The following is a 16316-nucleotide window of genomic DNA, read 5'->3' on the forward strand; positions in this document are numbered from 1 at the left end:
GTGGTTCCCGCACCGACCTTAGGGCCGGCCTCCGTCGGAAGTTCCCGGTTTCGCCCGGGCTTCCCCATCAGTTCAGCAAGTGTTCACCCCTGCCGGGCGAGGGGCCGCGTCAGCTGCGGGTGTGCAGCCCGTCGAAGAGCACGGCCACGACGTCGTCGGCCAGCTTCGCGGGGGTGAGCGCCCCGCCGGGGCGGTACCACTCGACGATCGAGTTGATCGTGCCGAACAGCAGGCGGGACGCCGTGCGCGGATCGATGTCCGTGCGGATGCTCCCCTCCGCCCGGGCCTCGGCGATGAGCTCGGCGACCTTGCGGTCGAAGCTGCGGCGCCGCTCGAGGGCGGCCCGCTCGGTCTCCGTGTTCCCGCGCAGGCGCAGCAGGAGCGTCACGAACGGCAGCCGCTCCGTGAGCACGCGCACGGTCGAGCGGACCACGAACTCGAGGCGTTCCTCGGCCCGGCCCGACTGCGACTCCGGGGCCTCCCACACGGACTCCAGCCCGCCGAGGGCCTGCTCGAGCGCGAGGGAGAGGAGGTCCTCCTTCGAGGGGACGTGGTGGTAGATCGCGGACTTGGAGATGCCCAGGTTCTCCGCGAGGATGCCCATGCTCGTCGCGTCGTAGCCGTGCCGGTTGAAGACCTCCACGGCGACGTTGAGCACCGTCTGCTGGTCGTAGCCGGGGCGGCCCCGGCGGCCCGTGGAGGAGGCGCCGGAGGCGGCGGCAGGTGCTGAAGGCATGGGATCCAGTCTAGGGAAGGGAACGGGGCCGCCGGCTGAACCGGCGGCCCCGTCGGGCGGTGTGGCTCAGGCCTGCTTCTCGCGCAGGTCGTAGATGCGGCGGAGCTTGCCGTTGGAGCGCTCGAGCGAGCCGGGCTCCACGACGTCGATCCGGCACGAGGAGCCGATGTGGATCTTGATCTGCTGGCGCAGCGTTGCGCCGGCCGCGTCGCGCTGCTCGGGCGTGGTGCCGTCGCGCGGCTCGATCCTGACGGTGAGCTCGTCCATGCGGCGGCCCTCGGGGCGGGTCAGGACGAGCTGGAAGTGCGGGCTCAGCTCCGGGATGCGCAGGGCGATCTCCTCGATCTGCGAGGGGAACAGGTTCACCCCGCGCAGGATGATCATGTCGTCCGTGCGGCCCGAGATGCGCCCCATGCGGCGGTGCCCCGGCCGGGCGGTGCCCGGCAGCAGGGTGGAGAGGTCCTTGGTGCGGTACCGGATGATCGGCAGGGCCTGCTTGGTCAGGGACGTGAAGACGAGCTCGCCCGTCTCGCCGTCGGCCTTGGTCTTCGTCAGGTCGAACGGGTCCACGATCTCCGGGCGGAAGTGGTCCTCCCAGATGTGCGAGCCGTCCTGGGTCTCGACGGACTCGCCCGCCACGCCGGGGCCCATGACCTCGGAGAGGCCGTAGATGTCCGAGGCCTTGAGGCCGAACATCTCCTCGAGCTCGGCGCGCATCTCGTTGGTCCACGGCTCGGCGCCGAGCACGGCGTACTTGAGCGAGGTCTTGCGGGGGTCGAGGCCCTTGTGCAGCATCGCGTCGCCGATGGTGAGCAGGTAGGTCGGCGTGCAGCAGATGGCGTCCGGGGCGAAGTCCTCGATGAGCTGGATCTGCTTCTCCGTCTGGCCGCCGGACATCGGGATGACCGTGGCGCCGAGCTTCTCGATGCCCGAGTGCGCGCCGAGGCCGCCGGTGAAGAGGCCGTAGCCGTAGGCGTTGTGGACCTTCATCCCGGGGCGCACGCCGGCCGCGCGGAAGCAGCGCGCCACGATCGTGGCCCAGGTGTCGAGGTCCTGCTTCGTGTACCCGACCACGGTGGGGCGGCCCGTGGTGCCGGAGGAGGCGTGGATGCGGGTGACCTGGTTCATCGGCACGGCGAACATGCCGAACGGGTACTCCTCGCGGAGGTCCTCCTTCGTGGTGTACGGGAACTTGGCGAGGTCGTCGAGCTCCTTGAGGTCCTCGGGGCGGACCCCGGCCTCGTCGAACTTGCGCGTGTAGTGGGGCACGCGCTCGTAGGCGTACTTGACCGTCTCCTTGAGGCGGGTCAGCTGCAGGGCCTCGATCTCGTCGCGGCTCATCGTCTCCTCGGCGTCGAGGACGGCGGGGCCGAAGGCTGAGGCGGTGGGTGTCTCGGGGGCGGATGCGGTCTGGGTCACTGCGGTGCTCACTTCGTTGTCGGCTGGGGAGGGGCGGGGTCGGTGCGGGGGGAGCGGCGGTCCGCGGCGCACGACGGCGGCCACGCGCCGTCGTGCTCTGCCGCCGGGCCGAGCGGCCCGGCTAGCGCTGGGGGATGGTCCGGGACCGGCCGCGGAACTCGACCACGAGGCGGCCGGGGGCCTCCGCCGTGTGGGGGGTGTCCGGGGGGGAGGCGAAGACCTGGATGTCGTAGAGGCCGCTGCGGCCGGCGTTGGCCCGGCGGGCGGCGACGGCCGTGATGAGCTCGCCCTCGTGGGCGGGGGCGAGGAAGTTCACGTCGACGCCGGCGGCGACCGTGATGGTGTTGTGGCCCTCCTCGGGCGTGTGCGGGTTGCACGCGAGGGCGAAGGCAGAGTCGGCGATGGCGAAGAGCATCCCGCCGTGGGCGATGCCGAAGCCGTTGAGCATCTCCCGCCGCAGTGTCGTGGACACGGTGGCCGTGCCGTCCCCGAGGTCGAGGACCGACAGGCCCATCCATTCCGTCGCGTAGTCGTCCGTGAGGATCGGGTGGGCCAGCGTGTGGGCGGGAGCAGCTTCGCTCATGGGGCACCTTCTCGCAATTCTTTACCGAATGTTCATTAGGTAATCCCATGACCCCCGGACGTGTCAAGGAGCACACCGCCCGAGACCCGCCGCCGAGGGGCAGGGCGCGGGTGCCGACGACCTGCAAGACTGGTCCTGACCAGGCCGGCGGCACCCGAACAGGAGCCCACATGTCACGAGGCATCTACGTCAGCGCCACCACCCCGGGCTCGGGGAAGTCGCTCATCGCCCTCGGGGTGGCCGAGGCCCTCCACGCGCGCACGGGGAGCATCGGATTCTTCAAGCCGGTGGCGATGGCCGAGCAGCCGGACGACGACCCCATGGTGGCCCTCATGCGCTCGCGGTTCGGCCTCGACCCGGCGGTGTGCCGCGGCGGGCTCTCCGCCCGCGAGGTCCGTCGGCTCCTCGCCGAGGGCCAGCGCGAGGAGATCGACGCGCGCTGCGTCGAGGTCTTCGCGGAGATCGCCGCCCGTGTGGACATCGTGATCGTCGAGGGCACCGACCTGACCGGGCAGGACTCGGCTGTCGAGTTCGCCCTCAACGCCCGCCTCTCCAATGACCTCGGCTGCCCCATGCTCGCCGTCGTGAGCGGCCGGGACCGCACCCCGGAGGAGATCGCCGACGCCGTCGACGTGGCACGCAAGGAGCTGTATGCCGCCCGCTGCAGCCTCCTCGTGATGATGGTCAACCGCGCCGACCCCGAGGCGATGGACGCGATCAGGGCCGCCATCCGGCCCGGGGTCTCCCACCGGCCGGTATACGTGCTGCCCGAGCTCGCTGAGATCTCCCGGCCCACCACCGGGGAAGTCTCGGGGGCGCTCGCGCTGCGGCAGATCGCCGGGAGCGCCGACATGGAGCGTGAGGTCAGCGGCGTGAAGGTTGCGGCCATGAGCGTGGCGAACTTCATCGGCGCGCTCGAGAACGGCGACCTGGTGATCGTCCCCGGCGACCGCGCCGACGTCATGGTCGGTGCCCTCGCCTCGACGTTCTCCCCCGAGTTCCCCGTGCCGGCGGCGATGATCCTCACCGGCGGCCTCGCACCGGATGCGCACATCCTGCCGCTGCTCGCGCAGGCCCCCTTCCCGGTCTTCGCCTACGAGGGCGACACCTACCACGCCGCCCGCGCCGTCTCCGAGGTCCGCAGCGAGATCTGGACAGGCCACCGCCGCAAGGTCGCCTCCGCCCTGGGGGCGTGGGCCCGGCACGTGGACGACGACGAGCTCGTCGAACGGCTCAACCTGCCCCGCCCCGACACGATGACGCCCCTGCGCTTCCTGCACGAGCTCATCGGACGGGCACGCGCGCAGCGCACGCGGATCGTGCTGCCCGAGGGCACGGACGTGCGCATCCTGCGGGCGGCGGACATCCTCCACCGCCGCGACGTGTGCGACCTGACGCTCCTGGGCAACGAGAGCCAGGTCCGGGAGATCGCGGCCGCCAACGGCGTCCCGCTCGAGGGCATCGACGTGGTGGACCCGGCCTCGTCGCCGCTGCGCGAGCGGTTCGCCGAGGAGTACGCACGGCTGCGCGCCCACCGCGGCGTCGACCTCGCCAAGGCCCTCGAGGTCATGCTCGATGTGAGCTACTTCGGCACCATGATGGTCCAGCTCGGGATCATGGACGGCATGGTCTCCGGCGCCGCGCACACGACAGCCCACACCATCCGGCCGGCGCTGGAATTCGTCAAGACCAAGCCCGGCGTCAAGATCGTCTCCTCGGTGTTCCTCATGCTCATGGCGGACCGCGTGCTCGTCTACGGGGACTGCGCCGTGAACCCGGAGCCGAACGAGGAGCAGCTCGCGGACATCGCGCTGGCGTCGGCGGAGACGGCCGCCGAGTTCGGCGTCGAGCCGAGGGTGGCGATGCTCTCCTACTCGACCGGGCTCTCGGGGTCGGGGGAGGCCGTGGACAAGGTCCGCCGCGCCACCGAGCTGGTCCGCGCCCACCGCCCGGACCTGGCCGTGGAGGGGCCCATCCAGTACGACGCCGCCGTGGACGCCTCCATCGCGGCCTCGAAGCTGCCCGGGTCCGACGTCGCCGGGCAGGCGACCGTGTTCATCTTCCCGGACCTGAACACGGGCAACAACACCTACAAGGCGGTCCAGCAGTCCTCCGGGGCCGTCGCCGTCGGCCCCGTCCTGCAGGGGCTGCGCAAGCCGGTCAACGACCTCTCCCGCGGCTGCACCGTCGAGGACATCGTCAACACCGTCGCCATCACCGCCATCCAGGCCCAGAGCGTCCGCGCCGCCGCCCAGCCCGCCGCCCAGGCCGTCTAGCCCCAGTCCCGGTCCGCCCGGTCCCGTCCCGCCCCAAGGAGTCCCGCGTGCTCGTCCTCGTCATCAACTCCGGCTCGTCCTCCCTGAAGTACCAGCTCCGCGACGTCGGGGAGGCCGACGGCGGCCGGGAGCCGGAGCCGGCGGTCCTCGCCGAGGGGCTGATCGAGCGGATCGGGTTCGACGGCGGTCCTGCGGACCATGCCGAGGCGCTCGGCCAGGTCGATGCCGAGCTGCACCGCGTGCTCGGCGACCGCACGGTCGACGCCGTGGGGCACCGCGTGGTCCACGGGGGCGAGCGGTTCTCGGAGCCGGTCCTCGTTAACAACGAGATCACCCGCGCCATCGAGCGGCTCAATCCGCTCGCACCGCTCCACAACCCCGCCAACGTGCTGGGCCTGCGCGCCATCGCCTCCAAGTGGCCCGAGATGCCGCAGGTGGCCGTCTTCGACACGGCCTACCACCGCACCATCCCCGAGCACGCATGGCGCTACGCCGTGCCCAACTGGCTGTACACGCACCATGGGATCCGCCGCTACGGCTTCCACGGCACCTCGCACCAGTACGTCGCCGGGCGTGCGGCCGAGCTCATGGGGATCGCCCCGGAGGAGTTCGACGGCGTGGTGCTCCACCTCGGCAACGGCGTGTCCGCCACAGCCGTGCAGGGCGGGGAGAGCATCGACACGTCCATGGGGTTCACCCCGCTCGAGGGCCTCGTCATGGGCACGCGCTCCGGCGACCTCGACCCCTCGATCCTCGTGTTCCTCGCCCGGCAGGGCCACGGTGCGGACGAGATCGACGACCTCCTCAACCGAGAGTCCGGACTCAAGGCGCTCGCGGGCTCGAACGACATGCGCACCGTCGTGGAGGCCGCCGAGAGCGGGGACCGGCGCGCGCAGGTGGCCCTCGACGTGGCGTCGTACCGGCTCGCGAAGTACATCGGCGGCTACCACGTCGCGGTCGGCGGGGCGAAGGCCATCGTGTTCACCGCCGGGATCGGGGAGAACTCCGCCGCGTTCCGGGCCCGCGTGGCCGCCCGCCTCGGCGCCCTCGGCGTGCTGCTCGACGAGGGCCTCAACGCCGTCCGCTCGAAGGAGCCCCGGACGGTCTCGTCCCCCGATTCCGCCATCCCGCTGCTGGTGGTTCCCACCGACGAGGAGAGGGCGATCGCGGAGGCGACGGCCGCCGTCGTCCGCGCCGCCGTGCCCCGCTAGCCCGATCCGCGAGCTCACGCGGGGGGAGCACCAGGTCGCGCCGTGGGAGCGCGAGGTCACCGCGGTGGGTGAGGCGCGCGCCACACGAGACCTGTGCCACAGCGCAGATCTGGGGCACGCCGCGGGTGCTTACACTGGACGGCGGCCCGGGCCGGCCGGCGCGGGCACGCCTCTCGAAGGACCGCTTTGCCAGTGCACGACCATTCCTCGCCCGCCGCCGTCTCCGCGGAGGGCTACCAGAAGTCCCTCACCCGCCGCCATGTGCAGATGATCGCGATGGGCGGCGCCATCGGCGTCGGCCTGTTCATGGGAGCCGGCGGCCGCCTCGCCTCGACCGGCCCCGCGCTCGTCTTCTCCTACGCGATCGCCGGCGCGATCGCGTACCTGCTCATGCGCGCGCTCGGCGAACTGGTCATGTACCGGCAGACCTCGGGCTCGTTCGTGAGCTACGCGGGGGAGATGTTCGGCCCCAAGGGCGCGTACCTCTCCGGCTGGATGTACTTCGTGAACTGGGCCATGACGGGCATCGCCGAACTCCTCGCGATCGGCCTGTACTTCCAGTACTTCTTCCCCAACGTCCCCGTCGAGGTCTCGGCGGTGTGCGCCCTGGTGCTGCTGGTGGCCGTGAATCTCCTGAGCGTCAGGGCGTTCGGCGAGTTCGAGTTCTGGGCGTCCGTGCTCAAGGTCGGAGCCATCAGCCTCTTCCTCATCGCCGGGACCGTCATGGTGGTCCTCAACACCCAGATCGGCGCCACCCGCGCCGCACCCGCGAACCTCCTGGCCGGCGACGGGGGGATGTTCCCGCACGGCGTCTTCGCCATGGTCCTGGTGCTCAACGCCGTGATCTTCGCCTACAACGCGATCGAGCTGGTGGGCATCACCGCCGGGGAGATGGAGGACCCCCAGCGCGAGGTGCCGCGCGCCATCCGCGCCGTGGTGCTGCGCATCGTGGTCTTCTACGTCGGGTCCGTGCTCCTGCTGGCCATGCTCCTCCCGTCGGGCCAGTACGAGGCCGGGGTCAGCCCCTTCGTCACGGTCTTCGACCAGCTCGGCGCGGGCTGGATCGGCGACGTCATGAACCTCGTGGTCATCACCGCCGCGCTCAGCTCGTGCAACACCGGCCTCTACTCGATCGGCCGGATCTTCCGCACGATGGCGGACAACGGCCACGCCCCGCACTGGCTCACCCGCATGTCCTCGCGGCGGGTGCCGTACGCCGCGATCCTCGCGATCGCCACGGTCTACCTCGTGGGCATCCTGGTGAACATCTGGGCCGGCGGGACCCACGCCTTCGACCTCGCCCTCAACACTGCCTCGATCGGCGTGATCTTCACCTGGGGCTCCATCTTCGCCTGCCAGCTCATGCTGCGCAGGAAGCGGGGCGGCTCCGCCTCGACCCTGCCCATGCCCGGTTCGCCGTGGACGAGCTGGCTCGGCCTGGGCGCCCTGGCCGCGATCACCGTGCTCATCGCGTTCGACACCATGACGGACAAGGCCACCGGCGAGGTGTACCCGATCGGCCTGTACACGGTCCTCAGCGTCCCCGTGATCGCGCTGCTCCTCTGGCTCGGCTGGCTTCTGGTCAAGCGCCGCGAGGGCTCGCTGGCCCCCGCGTCCGAGGACACCGACGCGGAGACCGCGGACGCGAACGCCTGAGGTCCTCGACGCCCACCTGGGGCCACCTTCTGGAGGTCACCTGATGTGACTCCAGGAGGTGACCTTCAGGAGGTGGCCTTCAGGAGGTGACTTTCAGGATCATCGCGGGAGGAGCTCGCGGGCGCCGAGGGCGTCCGCGATGAACGCGTAGTCCCAGGCTCGTTCCTTCCACGCTTCGTAGCGTCCCGACGCGCCGCCGTGCCCGGCGTCCATCTCGGTCTTGAGCACGATCGGCTGCCCCGACGTGGTGGCCGCGCGCAGTGCCTGCACCCACTTGGCCGGCTCGACGTACAGCACCCGCGTGTCGTTGAAGCTCGTCACGGCGGCCACCTTCGGATACGGGGCCCGGCGGATGTTCTCGTACGGGGTGTAGGACTTCATGTAGGCGTAGACCTCGGCGTCCTCGATCGGGTTGCCCCACTCCTCCCACTCGAGGGCCGACAGCGGCAGCTCGGGGTCGAGGATCGTGGTGAGGGCGTCCACGAACGGCACTTGCGCGACCGCGGCGGCGTACTTCTCCGGGGCCAGGTTCAGCACCGCGCCGATGAGGAGGCCGCCGGCGGAGCCGCCCATGCAGGCGATCCGTGCCGGGTCCGCCCATCCGGAGGACGCGACCCAGTCCGTGGCGGCCACGAAGTCGGTGAACGTGTTCCGCTTGTGCAGCTTCTTGCCGTCCTCGTACCAGTGCCGGCCCAGCTCGCCGCCGCCGCGCACGTGGGCGACGACGAACACGATGCCCCGGTCCAGCAGGCTGAGTCGGGCGATGGCGAAGGCCGGGTCCATGCTCACCTCGTACGAGCCGTACCCGTAGACGAGGGCCGGGTTCGTCCCGTCCCGCTCGACCGACGCCCGCCGCACCACGGACAGCGGGACCCGAGTGCCGTCGTCGGCCGTCGCCCAGGCTCGCTCGGCCACATACTGGCCCGGGTCATACCCGCCGAGCACGGGGGTCTCCTTGCGCAGGAGCAGCTCGCCGGTGGCCAGCACGTAGTCGTAGACGCGCGGGGGAGTGACGTAGGAGGTGAAGCTCAGCCGGGCCACCGGGGCGCCGTGCTCGGTGACGCCGCCGCCCGCCGTGTAGAGCTCCTCGCCGAACTGCGGCTCGACGAACGACGGCGTGCGGCCGGCGTCCGCGGCCTCGACGGCGTCCGCGAGGGGTGCGAAGCGGACGGTGGTGACGGTGTCCCTGCGCAGCGTGACGATGAGATGCGTCGCGGAGACGTCCGCCCCCTCCACCTTGACCTGCTCGTCGTGCGGAACGAGGGTCGACCAGCGCTGTTCGGAGAGGGGCTTGGACGTCTCGGACAGGTCCACGAGGGAGAGCATGCTGTTCGGCGCCGAGCCCTCGGGCCCTTGCGGACGCCCGTCGTGCAGGAGCAGCAGCCTCGTGCGGCCCCCATGCTCGAACGGCTCGGCCGAGTGCAGGATGCGCTCCTCGCGGCCCAGTACGAGCCGGAGCGCGGCGTCGGGATCGGCCAGGTCGAGGATGCGGGTCTCGGAGTACTCCGAGTTGCCGATCCCCACGAGGAGCCAGCGGCGGTCCGAGGAGAGGTCGATCCCGGTCCACTGCGCGACATCGTCCTCCTGGTACAGGACCGTGTCCTGCTCCGGCGGCGTGCCGAGCACGTGCACGCGCACCTGGTAGGGCCGCCACGAATCGTCCGCGACCATGTAGAACAGCCGCGAGCCGTCAGGATCGAACTCGAGGCCGTAGAACACGCCCTCGATGACCTCGGGCAGGTGCTCCCCGGTGCGGAGGTCCTTCACGCGCAGGGTGAAGGTCTCGTCCCCGGCCGTGTCCACCGAGTAGGCGTACAGGGTGCCGTCGCGGGAGACCGCCGCCCCGCCGAGCGCGAAGAAGGGGTGGCCCTCGGCCTCGGCGTTCCCGTCCAGCAGCACCTGCTCGCCGGGGACCGCGGTGCCGGGCACCACCGCCGGCGGCGTCCACGCGTCCAGGGTGCCCTCGTCCACGGCGCCGCGGGCCGGTCCGCCGGCGGAGTCCGCCCGGACCCGGCAGTAGATCGGGTACTGCTGGCCCTCCACGGTGCGCGCGTAGTACCACCAGCCGTCCTTGCGGGCAGGCACCGAGAGGTCGGTCTCCTGGGTGCGGCGCTTGATCTCCTCGAAGATCGCATCGCGGAGGGGCTGCTGGCCGGCGGTCACGGCGTCGGTGTAGGCATTCTCCGCTGCGAGGTGTGCGATCACCTCCGGGTTGTCCTTCTCGCGCAGCCATTCATACGGGTCCACAAAGGCGTCGCCGTGGTGCTCGCGCGTCGAGGGCACCTTCTTCGCGACAGGGGCTTCCGGCACGGTGGCTTCAGTCATGGCCCCACCCTAGCTGGCGGCGCCGACAGTCCTCGGCGGGGCTACCCGCTCGTGCGGTACCATTTCCGTGACTGTGCGCACGCCAGCGCCATGACCATTGGGGAGGTACACGCGGGTGGAGCAGGGCACTGGCCTCAGCGCCGAACAAGGGATGTCACTGACGGACTATCTGCGGATCGCACGGCGGTTCTGGAAGGGCATCGTGGCGCTCGTCCTGGTGTCCACCGCGGCCGCGTTCGGCTGGTACCTCATCCAGCCGCGCATCTACTCGGCCGAGGCGAGCGGCATGGTGATCAGCTCCGGTGCCGACAACCTCTCCTGGTCCCTCGCCGGGGACAGCCTGGCCAAGTCGAAGGCGAAGTCCTACAAGGCCGTCGCCGAGTCCGCGTCGGTCGCGGACCGCGTGATCAGCGACCTCAGCCTGCCCACGACCGCGCAGGACCTCCTCGGGAACGTGGCGGTCACGGTGCCCACGGACGGCACCGAGATCCGCATCGATGCGAGGGACAAGGATCCGGTCCAGTCCCAGAAGGTGGCCAACGACTGGGTGAAGGCCCTGGCCAGCCAGGTCAGCGACCTCGAGAAGGACGCGAATTCCAACGCCAAGGGCAACCCGGCCGTGAAGGTCGTTCCTCTGGTCACCGCGATGGTCCCCACAGAGCCGGTCTCGCCCAAGCTCACCCTCGCGCTGGGCGTCGGCGTGGTCGGAGGCCTGCTCCTGGGCCTCGCGTACGCCTTCATCCGTGACCGTGTTGACCGCCGGATCCGTACCTCCGAGGAGGCCGAGCGCTTCGGCTACCCCGTGATCGGAACGCTTCCGCTCGACGATGTGCTGGTGAAGGGCTCGAGCGTCCTCGAGGGGACCGGCGGCCACCAGTTCATGAGCGAGGCGCTGCGCGAGCTCCGCACCAACCTGCGCTTCATCGACGTGGACCACCAGCCCAGGATCGTGCTCGTCACGAGCTCGCTGCCCTCCGAAGGCAAGTCGACGGTGATCGCCAACCTGGCCTCCACCCTGGCGGCCGATGCGGAGCCCGTGATCGTGGTCGACGCGGACCTGCGCCGCCCCAACGTCCACAACGTCTTCGACATCGTCGGCGACGTCGGCGTCACCGACATCCTCTCCGGACGTGCCCGCATCGACGACGTGATGCAGACGTGGCACCGCAACGACCTGGTCCGCGTCCTCGCCGCCGGGCACATCCCGCCGAACCCCTCCGAGCTCCTCGGGTCCCAGGCCATGCGGAACCTGCTGGCCACCCTGTCGCAGGACGCGCTCGTGCTCGTGGACGCGCCCCCGCTGCTCCCGTTCACTGACGCCGCCGTCCTCTCCCGCGCCGCGGACGGCACCCTCGTGCTGGTGCGGGCCAACCGGACCAAGGTGGACGAGCTCTCCCATGCGCTGGGCAACCTGCAGCGCGTCAAGGGCCGCGTCCTCGGGCTCATCCTCAACGGCATTCCCGCGAAGGGCGCCGACGCGCGCGCCCGCGGCTACTACGGCCGATACGGCTACGGCGAGCCGCCCGCAGAGGACCGGACGCTCGAGCCCGCAGCGCAGCCCCGCGAGGCACGGAGCCGGCGAGGGTCTGCGGGGTCGGCCGAGGACTGGTCGGGCAGCGGGCAGTCGATGACGGACGACGCCGCGGGGTCGCGGTGGGACCGCCCGTTCGACGAGGACAGCCAGGGGGCGCACGGCTTCGGAGCGCCGTCTCCGGGGCAGGACCGTCTGGGCCTCGCCGCCGAGCACGACCAGCCGGATGGGCCGCGCGGCCACTCCGGGTGGGCGCAGCCGGGCTACGGCGAGGATCCGGGCGCGCACTCCACCGATGCTGACGAATCCGCGGCGGACGACGGCGTGTGGCTTCCTGCCCGCGTGCGCGAGTCCTACGGCTCCCGGCGCCGCGGCCTCTGAGGCCGCGTCCGGGACACGCCCGGAACAGCACCACGGCACAGCACGCCGGAAGTCAGGGACTTCCGGCGTGCTTCCGTCTGCGCACAGAGTCCCCGGCGGTGAGGATTGCATCGACCGCGGGCACCAGCTCCTCCGCCATCCGCCGGTAGACCTCCGGGCCCTCACGGAACGGGTCGGTGATGTCGTCGTCGGGAGCGGGCCCCGCCTGACGGCGCCCCGCGGCCTCGGCGATCGTGGCCAGCCATGCTTCCCGCACTGAGGCCGTGCTGGCTGCCTCGGCCTTCTCGAGCGCCGCGCGCGAGAGGACCCGGGCGAACTCGCGCAGCGTGAACGTCTTACGGAAGGCGGACGGCGCGAGCTGGAGGATCACCGCCCGGTGTTCGGTGGACATGGCCAGGACCAGGTCCGCCCCGGTGAGCATCGGCGTCGTGAGCTGGCGGGCGGAGAACCCGGCGAGCGAGGCCCCGAGAGCGGAGGCGATGGCCCGGGATCCGGGCTCGGCGTCGGCCCCGACCAGGGCATGGGTTCCCGCGCTGCGGACCTCCACCGCGTCCGGGCAGATCTCGTCGAACCCGGTCTGGAGGAGGCGCTCAGCCAGCGGAGAGCGGCAGACATTGCCGGTGCAGACGGTCAGGATTCGCAGGCGGTCGGCGCTCGTCACCGGATCACGCTAGCACCGGGCGCCCGGCGGCACCTGAGTGGGCTGGCGCCTGTGCCTCCCGCACGGGGGCGGGGGCTCAGCTGCCCTGGAGGTTCCGGTCAGCCAGGTACTCGGCAACGGTGCCGTGGGCCATGGCCGAGGCGAGGGCGTCCGCGGCCCCGTGGTCGAGCTCGACGATGGACTGGCCGTCGGCGGAGGTGCCGGTCCCGGACGTCGGAAGGGTGAAGCTCACGATGTCCGCGGGCCGGAGGTCCTTCACCTCGAGGGCGAGCGCCGCCACGGCCCGCGCGTCCAGGCCCCTGTCCACGGTGAGGTAGGGCGCGAACTGGCCCACGATCCGGCTCACCGTGACGGGGTTCGCGAGGGTCTGGGGCCTGGCGAGCTGGGCCACGAGCGCCTTGAGGAAGATCTGCTGGTCGCGGACCCGCTGGTAGTCGCCGTCGGGGAACGCGTAGCGCTCGCGGACGAAGGCGAGGGCCTGGTCCCCGTCCAGTGTCTGGGGCCCGGCGCCGAAGCGGTAGCCCGAGGTCTGGCCTGCGGTGAAGGGCGCCGGGACGTTGACCCTGACACCGCCGACGGCGTCCGTGAGGCCCTTGAAGCCCTCGAAGTCGACGAGGACCGCATGGTCGATGCGCTGGCGGAGCAGAGACTCGACGGTCTGGACCATGAGCGGGACGCCGCCGAAGGCGAGCGCCGCGTTGACCTTCGCACTCCCGTGCCCGGGGATGGGGACCCAGGTGTCGCGCATGATCGAGATGATGTACGCCTTCTTCCGATCGGCCGGGAGGTGCACGAGCAGCATCGTGTCCGAGCGCTGGTCGGATGACGCGCCGGACTCGGCCTGGGAGGCCGTGGCCCCGCGGCTGTCGCTGCCGACCAGCAGGATGTTCACCGGCGTCCTGCCGTCCGCGGCCGGGGTGGCCGCGGGGCGGTCGGAATCCTGCGGGAAGGCTGCCGCGATCTTCTGCGTCGACGCGTCGAACGTCGCCGCGAGCGTCCCCAGGTACGCGAAGGCGGTGCCGCCGGCGGCGATGACGAGGACCAGCGCGATGAGGAGGACCGCGCGTCCGCGGCGGCCGCGGCGCGGGGAATGCGGCCGCCTCGGGCCCGGCTCGGCGCGGAGGGCCGGATCGCTGGTCGTCGGCACCATGCCACCACGCTGGCGCCGGGCGCGCGGGCCCGGACAGGGGTCGCGGGAAGACCAGTACGTCGCCGCGGGAATTCGGGTGCTGCGCCGTCGGCGGGAGCAGGGGAGTGCGTACCTTGACGCCAGTGTTCGACCTCCCATATTCTGAACGAACGGTCGGTAATTATTTCTTGAGGAGGAGACATGGCAGCTGCGAACCTGCAGTCCGTGCCCCAGCCCCAGGCTGGACAGGGCGAGGACGCCCCGTCCGCTGAGGACATCGCGGGACAGGCGTACTTCGATCGGGTGATCGCCGAAGACTCGCGCATCGAGCCGCGCGACTGGATGCCGGCGGCGTACCGCAGGACGCTCGTGCGGCAGGTGTCCCAGCACGCGCACTCCGAGATCATCGGCATGCAGCCCGAGGCCAACTGGATCACCCGGGCCCCGAGCCTCAAGCGCAAGGCGATCCTCATGGCCAAGGTCCAGGACGAGGCCGGCCACGGGCTGTACCTGTACTCGGCAGCGGAGACGCTCGGCACCCCGCGTGACGTCCTCAACCAGCAGCTGCTGGACGGCAAGGCCAAGTACTCCTCGATCTTCAACTACCCGGCCCGCACCTGGGCCGACATGGGAGCCATCGGCTGGCTCGTGGACGGGGCGGCGATCGCCAACCAGGTGCCGCTGTGCCGGGCCAGCTACGGCCCCTACGGGCGGGCCATGGTACGCATCTGCAAGGAGGAGTCCTTCCACCAGCGCCAGGGCTTCGAGATCCTCCTCGAGCTCTCCAACGGCACCCCCGCCCAGAAGCAGATGGCGCAGGACGCCGTCGACCGCTTCTACGCCCCCGCGCTGATGATGTTCGGGCCGCCGGACGACGACTCGCCCAACTCGAAGCAGTCCATGGCATGGAACATCAAGCGCTTCTCCAACGACGAGCTGCGCCAGCGGTTCGTCGGCATGATCGCCGAGCAGGTCAAGGTCCTCGGACTGACCCTCCCCGACCCCGAGCTCCGCTACGACGAGGAGACCGGCCGGTGGATCCACATGGAGCTCGACTGGCAGGAGTTCAAGGACGTCATCGCGGGCCGCGGCCCGTGCAACGCCCAGCGCATGGCCCGCCGCCGCGAGGCCCACGAGAACGGCACCTGGGTCCGCGAGGCGGCCCGCGCGTACGCGAAGAAGCAGGCCGCGAAGCGTGCCGCAGAAGAGATCGGAGCAGCTTAAGTGAGCGAGCAGAGCAACATCTGGCCCCTCTGGGAGGTCTTCGTGCGGTCCAGCCGCGGGCTCTCCCACGTCCACGCGGGGTCGCTGCACGCCCCGGACGCGGCGATGGCGCTGCGCAACGCGCGGGACCTCTACACCCGCCGCAACGAGGGCGTGTCCATCTGGGTCGTCCCCTCCGAGGCCATCGCCTCATCCGACCCGGACTCGAAGGGCGCCTACTTCGAGTCGCCCCAGGGCAAGGACTACCGGCACGCGACGTACTACACCAAGAGCGAGGGCGTGAAGCACCTGTGACCGCTCCGACCCCCGCCCACGAGGCCGCTGCCCACACCGACCACGCCCTCGACAGCTTCGGCGACGCCGCGGCGTCGGCCACCCGCGTCACCCCGGGCAACGCACTGCGCCCCGAGGACATCGCCGTCTCCCCGGAGAAGCCCACCGAGGACGTCGCCCAGTACGCCCTGCGCCTCGGCGACGACGCGCTCATCCTCGCCCAGCGCCTGAGCCACTGGATCTCCCGCGGCCCGGAGCTCGAGGAGGACATCGCCCTCGGCAACATCGCGCTCGACACCCTCGGCCACGCGCGCTCGTTCCTGACGTACGCGGGCCACGCGTGGGACAGGACCGAGGACGACCTCGCGTACTGGCGCGAGGAGGAGGAGTTCCGCTGCGCCTGGATGGTCGAGCAGCCCAACGGCGACTTCGGCGTGACGATCGCCCGCCAGCTCGTCATGTCCGTCTACCAGTACCTCCTCTACTCGAAGCTCGTGGACTCCACCGACGCGACCCTCGCCGCGATCGCCGCCAAGGCGCTCAAGGAGGTCGACTACCACCGCGACCACGCGATCCAGTGGACCGTGCGCCTCGGCGACGGGACCGAGGAGTCGCACGACCGCATGCAGGCAGCGCTCGAGCTCGTCTGGCCCTACGTCGACGAGCTGTTCGACGACGACGCCCTGATCGACGCGGTCGGCGATGCCGGCGTGCGCCCCTCGAGCCTGCGCGAGACCTTCGACGCCCACCTCGCCGAGGTCCTCGCCGAGGCCACCCTGGACCTCCCCGACGTGCCGCGCGCCCGCGGCGGCGGTCGGCGCGGCGAGCACACCGAGCATCTCGGCTACATCCTCGCCGAGATGCAGGTGCTCGCCCGCAAGCACCCCGGCGCCACCTGGTAAGGCCCGGGA

The 16316-nt window shown here is 71.2% G+C and carries 13 protein-coding genes; 7 read left to right on the forward strand and 6 right to left on the reverse strand.

Annotation, left to right across the window (positions count from 1 at the left end):
• Positions 1–109: 109 nt before the first annotated feature.
• The 3 genes from ACVWWH_RS01020 to ACVWWH_RS01030 all read right to left on the reverse strand — a co-directional run bounded on the left by ACVWWH_RS01020 (position 110) and on the right by ACVWWH_RS01030 (position 2738).
• The gene (locus tag ACVWWH_RS01020) at positions 110–736 is read right to left on the reverse strand and encodes a TetR/AcrR family transcriptional regulator (RefSeq protein WP_457315302.1); all 627 of its coding nucleotides are present in this window, start codon (positions 734–736) and stop codon (positions 110–112) included.
• Between the two features lie 66 nt (positions 737–802).
• The gene (gene paaK / locus ACVWWH_RS01025; protein WP_084249797.1) at positions 803–2077 is read right to left on the reverse strand and encodes a phenylacetate--CoA ligase PaaK; all 1275 of its coding nucleotides are present in this window, start codon (positions 2075–2077) and stop codon (positions 803–805) included.
• Positions 2078–2276: 199 nt separating this feature from the next.
• Positions 2277–2738, reverse strand: coding sequence for a hotdog fold thioesterase (locus tag ACVWWH_RS01030; RefSeq protein WP_457315303.1), 462 nt, complete (start codon positions 2736–2738; stop codon positions 2277–2279).
• Between the two features lie 170 nt (positions 2739–2908).
• Between ACVWWH_RS01030 and pta the strand changes: the two genes are divergently transcribed.
• The 3 genes from pta (at position 2909) to ACVWWH_RS01045 (ending at position 7881) form a co-directional block, all read left to right on the forward strand.
• Positions 2909–5014, forward strand: coding sequence for a phosphate acetyltransferase (pta, locus tag ACVWWH_RS01035; RefSeq protein WP_457315304.1), 2106 nt, complete (start codon positions 2909–2911; stop codon positions 5012–5014).
• A gap of 47 nt (positions 5015–5061) precedes the next feature.
• A complete protein-coding gene (locus ACVWWH_RS01040; RefSeq protein ID WP_447419738.1) occupies positions 5062–6225 on the forward strand; it encodes an acetate/propionate family kinase in 1164 nt (387 codons plus the stop codon).
• A gap of 192 nt (positions 6226–6417) precedes the next feature.
• Positions 6418–7881 (forward strand): amino acid permease, encoded by a 1464-nt coding sequence (locus tag ACVWWH_RS01045; protein WP_457315305.1) that lies wholly within the window; start codon positions 6418–6420, stop codon positions 7879–7881.
• 99 nt (positions 7882–7980) lie between these two features.
• On the opposite strand, the gene ACVWWH_RS01050 is transcribed toward ACVWWH_RS01045, so the two are convergent.
• On the reverse strand, positions 7981–10206 hold the full coding sequence (locus ACVWWH_RS01050) for a S9 family peptidase (RefSeq protein ID WP_457315306.1): 2226 nt from the start codon (positions 10204–10206) through the stop codon (positions 7981–7983).
• 151 nt (positions 10207–10357) lie between these two features.
• Between ACVWWH_RS01050 and ACVWWH_RS01055 the strand changes: the two genes are divergently transcribed.
• Entirely contained in the window at positions 10358–12118 is a 1761-nt protein-coding gene (locus tag ACVWWH_RS01055; RefSeq protein ID WP_457315307.1) for a polysaccharide biosynthesis tyrosine autokinase, read from the forward strand.
• A 52-nt stretch (positions 12119–12170) separates the two neighbouring features.
• On the opposite strand, the gene ACVWWH_RS01060 is transcribed toward ACVWWH_RS01055, so the two are convergent.
• A complete protein-coding gene (locus tag ACVWWH_RS01060; RefSeq protein WP_457315308.1) occupies positions 12171–12779 on the reverse strand; it encodes an arsenate reductase/protein-tyrosine-phosphatase family protein in 609 nt (202 codons plus the stop codon).
• A gap of 76 nt (positions 12780–12855) precedes the next feature.
• Positions 12856–13929: an LCP family protein gene (locus tag ACVWWH_RS01065; RefSeq protein ID WP_457315309.1), complete on the reverse strand. Its 1074-nt coding sequence runs from the start codon at positions 13927–13929 to the stop codon at positions 12856–12858.
• A 180-nt stretch (positions 13930–14109) separates the two neighbouring features.
• Between ACVWWH_RS01065 and paaA the strand changes: the two genes are divergently transcribed.
• Genes paaA through paaC form a run of 3 tightly spaced genes read left to right on the forward strand, consistent with a single transcriptional unit; the run spans position 14110 to position 16307 of the window.
• Positions 14110–15132: a 1,2-phenylacetyl-CoA epoxidase subunit PaaA gene (paaA, locus tag ACVWWH_RS01070; RefSeq protein WP_066499888.1), complete on the forward strand. Its 1023-nt coding sequence runs from the start codon at positions 14110–14112 to the stop codon at positions 15130–15132.
• A complete protein-coding gene (paaB, locus tag ACVWWH_RS01075; RefSeq protein WP_066499886.1) occupies positions 15133–15426 on the forward strand; it encodes a 1,2-phenylacetyl-CoA epoxidase subunit PaaB in 294 nt (97 codons plus the stop codon).
• The gene (paaC, locus tag ACVWWH_RS01080; RefSeq protein WP_457315310.1) at positions 15423–16307 is read left to right on the forward strand and encodes a 1,2-phenylacetyl-CoA epoxidase subunit PaaC; all 885 of its coding nucleotides are present in this window, start codon (positions 15423–15425) and stop codon (positions 16305–16307) included. The genes paaB and paaC overlap by 4 nt, the downstream gene beginning before the upstream one ends.
• Positions 16308–16316 lie beyond the last annotated feature (9 nt).

This window comes from Sinomonas sp. RB5, from assembly GCF_054063535.1.